Origin of the sequence: Okeania sp. SIO2B9 (genome assembly GCF_010672505.1) — a bacterium.
GTDB lineage: Bacteria > Cyanobacteriota > Cyanobacteriia > Cyanobacteriales > Microcoleaceae > Okeania > Okeania hirsuta.
In genome coordinates this window covers 1-3323 of sequence record NZ_JAAHGK010000884.1, presented here as the reverse complement: position 1 = coordinate 3323, position 3323 = coordinate 1, and the positions used below count along the sequence as shown (strand labels likewise).

Sequence of the window (3323 nt, the reverse complement as noted above, 5' to 3'; positions counted from 1 at the left end):
TACACTTTCTACTTCCATTCAATGCAGACATAAAATGCCGGAATATCCACAGATAATTCCAACTCTCATCCTTTCTTCCTCCTGACTCCTGACTCCTGACTCCTGACTCCTTTCATCATACAATAACTAATTATCCGGATACTATATGAGTTGATGGTGTGAGTATGAGTTTAATAATTAGTTTACTTTAACTTGAAGATTGATACTTCTCAGTAGTTTTAGCGGTTTGTGAACCTCTCTTGCCCTCACAAATATAATCTAACTAATCCTACTTAAGTGTTGCAAGCCTTTTTGCAAGACTTTACTGAATCTTGAAAAAACTCTACTACTAATTTCACCCTATTCAATGTTATTTCACCAGAGATATTTACGGAATTAAAGTATTTTTTATCATATATATAACAGTATTAACAATTAGAACAATAGTCGTAGATATATGTAGTTAATTGATTTTACCTATTTCATATATATGGAAAATGATCAAAAAAAGCCTTATATAGATTTCAAGCCAATTATAAGTAATTAGTCTACACAACTGAGTGATGTTACTAAGTATTTTTTACTAAGCTAAATTGTATTTTCATAAAAAATAACAATTTATTGTGAAGTGTGCGTCATATCACTGACATAAATAAATATAATATGCTATATGCAAAAATCTAACTAAAATGTCACAATAATATGTAGATATAAAAAGTCAGGTCAAAGTAGAGGAGGCTTGGAATTGGCAACGTACAATACCAGGGCACAAAATTAATGAGTGAGGATCTGAAATTCAACTCTGACTCCTGACTCCTAGTTCCTGACTCCTTTCTTGATAAAAGTCCTTTTTTGTAATTAAGGAAAACTCTTATGGCTAATACCAGCAATTTTCGTCAAGCAATTCGTGAGGCTCAAAGTCAAAACCTAGTTGGCCCTAACGTGATTTCTAATGCTCTACCTTTTGTAGGTGGTGGCCTAATTCTCACAGCAGTAGGTACTTTTGGTGGCCTACAAGTGCTGCAGTCTAACCCTGGTCTATTTATGACCACATTCTGGGTAGCACTTATCGGCGAATTAGCATTATTTTTTATTGCCCGTGGAATTGCGGAAAAAGGCAATAATAACGTAGCCCTACCTTTATTAGCTACTTACAGCTTGTTATCCGGCTATACTCTGAGTGGTTTAGTATTTGTGGCTTTAAGTACCCAAGGAGTAGGTATTGGGGGAGTAGGTTTTGCTGCCCTCGGTTGTGGTGTCACCTTTATAGCAGCTCGTCAAATAGGCTCAAATCTATCTGAAGAAGATGGCATGGCCTTGACTAAAACTGTCAGCTTGGGAATAATTGCTTTATTAGTAGCAGTTGTGGGCCAAGTTATTTTTAGCTTTTTCGGTGTTTATACTCCAAGTTGGCTAGAAATAGGTATATCTGGCATAGGTGTATTTCTATTTGCTGGCGCTGCAGTGGTAGATTTTTACATCTTGCCTCGTACTTATCGCGACGATCAGTATATTCCCGCAGCTCTCTCAATGTACTTAACTTACATCAACCTATTCATTTTTATTCTGCGACTTTTGATAGCTATTAATAGTCGCGACTAATTTATACATCAGAGAATAGGGAATAGGGAATAGGGAACGGTGGGAAAAACATTTCCCTATCTGAGGTTAATCATCCCCATAAGTCCTAAGCAACTCTTTCCCTTTCTATAGCTATCAGCTTTTCAGTAAGTTTAGGTATAGTCCTCTTTTGATGGACGAAAAGCAAGCAAAAGCGATACCAAAATTTGCCAAACCCGGTATTAGTGCTAAACCCAGCACTGAAATAAACCGGGTTTTATTGTATAGTTTATTTTTATAGTGGTTTGTGTGTAACAGGACTTACGCACTGACAATAGATATAGGGTTTTGGTGTGTTACGCTACCGCTAACACACCCTACTGAACTGACACGCCTAAAAATGTAGGTTGGGTTGTAGCTTGCACACCAAGTAGCGGTACGGCAGTGTTAGCGGAGCTTCCCGAAGGGAAACCCAACAAAAGCTTACTACTGTTGGGTTGATCCTAACGGATAAGCTAGCGCTAACTTCTCTCAACCCAACCTACACTTATTGCACCATTTTAGCTGTGTCAGTCTACTACTGAACTGACTATTGAAAGGAGGCGATCGCCATGGAAGTATTAGACATTAAACGAGAAATTGAAAATTTGTCCTCTCGTCTGGGAAAAACCCAGGACTATCTTTGACGTTCCCGCACTAAAAGCAAAAATCCAAGATTTAGAGCAAGTTGCAGCTCAACCGGAATTTTGGGATGACCAAACAACGGCACAAAATACTCTGCAAGAGCTTAATGACCTCAAATCTCATCTACAGCAATATCAGCAATGGCAAAATAATCTGGAAGATACTAGAGCAATCTTTGAGTTATTGGAGCTGGAGACAGATGAGTCTTTATTGGAGGAAGCTCAAGCAACTATCTCTGGTCTCAACCAGGAGTTAGACCGGTGGGAACTACAGCAATTATTATCTGGTCTCTATGACCAAAATGGTGCAGTTATTACTATTAATGCTGGTGCTGGAGGTACAGACGCTCAAGACTGGGCAGAGATGTTGTTGCGGATGTATACTCGGTGGGGAGAAAGCCATAACTATAAAGTACAGTTAGCAGAAATTTCTGAAGGAGATGAAGCAGGTATTAAGTCTGCAACTCTGGAAATTATCGGGCGCTATGCTTACGGTTATCTGAAAGCAGAAAAAGGTACTCATCGCTTGGTCAGAATTTCACCTTTTAATGCCAATGGCAAACGGCAAACCAGTTTTGCAGGAGTTGAAGTGATGCCTGTGCTAGATCATTCTGTAGAGTTGGAAATTCCAGAAAAAGATTTGGAAATTACTACTTCTCGGTCTGGCGGCAAGGGTGGTCAAAACGTCAACAAAGTTGAAACAGCGGTACGAATTGTTCATGTTCCTACAGGTTTAGCTGTGCGTTGTACTCAAGAGCGCAGTCAGTTACAAAATAAGGAAAAAGCATTAGCATTGCTCAAAGCTAGGTTACTGATAATTGCCAAAGAGCAACGCGCTCAAGAAATTGGTGAAATTCGGGGTGACATGGTAGAAGCAGCTTGGGGTAATCAAATTCGTAACTATGTATTCCATCCTTATCAGATGGTAAAAGACTTACGGACTCAGAAAGAAACTACTGCTATTACGGATGTGATGAATGGCGAGCTAGACTCATTTATTGAAGCTTATCTCCGACAAGAAAATCAAATGGTCGAGAGTCAATAGGAGACAGGAGACAGGAGACAGGAGACAGGAGACAGGAGAAATGGGAATGAGCGAGG

At 39.2% G+C, this 3323-nt stretch carries 2 protein-coding genes; both read left to right on the top strand.

Annotated elements, in window-relative coordinates:
- Positions 1 to 852: 852 nt before the first annotated feature.
- On the top strand, positions 853 to 1581 hold the full coding sequence (locus F6K13_RS24960) for a Bax inhibitor-1 family protein (protein ID WP_124142710.1): 729 nt from the start codon (positions 853 to 855) through the stop codon (positions 1579 to 1581).
- A 569-nt stretch (positions 1582 to 2150) separates the two neighbouring features.
- Positions 2151 to 3267 (top strand): peptide chain release factor 2 gene (prfB, locus tag F6K13_RS24955; protein WP_124154896.1). Its coding sequence is split into 2 segments (ribosomal slippage): positions 2151 to 2222 and positions 2224 to 3267, totalling 1116 coding nucleotides; the frame shifts between segments, so codons are not numbered across the junction.
- Positions 3268 to 3323: the final 56 nt, after the last annotated feature.

Coding starts and splice junctions, on each gene's coding strand:
- F6K13_RS24960 (WP_124142710.1), top strand. CDS start 853: ATGGCTAATACCAGCAATTTTCGTCAAGCAATTCGTGAGGCTCAAAGT.